Source organism: Stenotrophomonas sp. 278 (assembly GCF_003935715.1).
Lineage (GTDB): Bacteria > Pseudomonadota > Gammaproteobacteria > Xanthomonadales > Xanthomonadaceae > Stenotrophomonas > Stenotrophomonas maltophilia_AH.
Genome location: NZ_RHPP01000288.1, coordinates 1 through 1,382, shown reverse-complemented (window position 1 = coordinate 1,382; position 1,382 = coordinate 1). Strand labels below are relative to the sequence as shown.

Genomic DNA, 1,382 nt, shown 5'->3' with positions numbered 1-1,382 from the left:
TTTGACGAGCCTACATGGACGTATTCACGGCGTGTCCCGCAAACCCACCCCGGCACGCCCAAACACGGATTCACGTGAACATCGGCTGTTCGCGCAGACAACAAAAAGCCCCGCAGTGCAGGGCTTTTGCTTTTGCTCTCAGCTATCAAACGGAAGAGATCACGCCGCCTGCGGTACCCGCAGCGAGCGCACCAGGCCGCCGATGTCGACGATCAAGGCGACGCGGCCGTCGCCGAGGATGGTGGCACCGGAGACACCGCTGATGCGGCGGTAGTTGTTCTCGATGTTCTTGACCACGACCTGCTGCTGGCCGACCAGTTCGTCCACTTCCAGCGCGATCTTCTGACCGTCACCTTCCACCACCACCACCAGCGAGTCGTCGTTGGCGCGGTGGCCGTAGCCGTAGTACTCGCTCAGCGACAGGATCGGCAGGTATTCGCCGCGGACACGCAGCACGCGACCTTCGCCGGCCATGGTGCGGACGTCTTCGGCCTGCGGCTGCAGCGCTTCCAGCACGTAAGCCAGCGGCAGGATCAGGGTTTCGCCGGCAACCGAAACGGTCATGCCGTCGAGGATGGCCAGGGTCAGCGGTAGGCGGATCAGGGTGCGGGTGCCCGCGCCCAGGCTGCTTTCAATCTGTACTTCGCCGCCCAGTGCCTGGATGTTGCGGCGGACCACGTCCATGCCTACGCCGCGCCCGGACAGATCGGTGACGGCGTCGGCGGTGGAGAAGCCCGGCTGGAAGATCAGGTCCCAGACCTGGCTGTCGGTCGGATTCTCCGGCACGCTCAGTCCGCGTTCCTGGGCCTTGGCCAGGATCTTTTCGCGGTTCAGGCCGCGGCCGTCGTCGCTGACTTCGATGACGATGTGGCCGCCCTGGTGCGAAGCCGCCAGCGTGATGGTGCCGGTTTCGTCCTTGCCTGCGCCCTTGCGCACGTCAGGCATTTCCAGGCCGTGGTCGATTGAATTGCGCACCAGATGCACCAGCGGATCGGCGATCTTTTCGATCAGGCCCTTGTCCAGTTCGGTGCCTTCGCCGACGGTGCGCAGACGGACCTGCTTGCCGAGGCGGCTGGAGAGGTCGCGGACCAGGCGCGGGAAGCGGCGGAACACCGCGTCCACCGGCAGCATGCGCACGCCAATGACCGCTTCCTGCAGATCGCGCGTGTTGCGTTCCAGCAGGTCCAGGCCGGCGAACAGCTGCTCGGCATGGACCGGGTCCAGCGCGTGCGAGACCTGCTTGAGCATGGCCTGGGTGATGACCAGTTCGCCGACCAGGTTGATCAGGGCGTCGACCTTTTCCACGGCGACGCGGATCGAAGTTTCTGCTTCATGCGCGGCTGCGGCGGGAGCGGCACCCGGGGCCGCGGGCGCAACAGCGG

1 protein-coding gene is annotated in these 1,382 nt (G+C 65.7%); it reads right to left on the bottom strand.

The features are described from left to right. Positions 1-159 precede the first annotated feature (159 nt). Positions 160-1,382: chemotaxis protein CheW (locus EGJ34_RS21715; RefSeq protein ID WP_185750294.1), on the bottom strand; the 1,223-nt coding region annotated here is incomplete at its 5' end.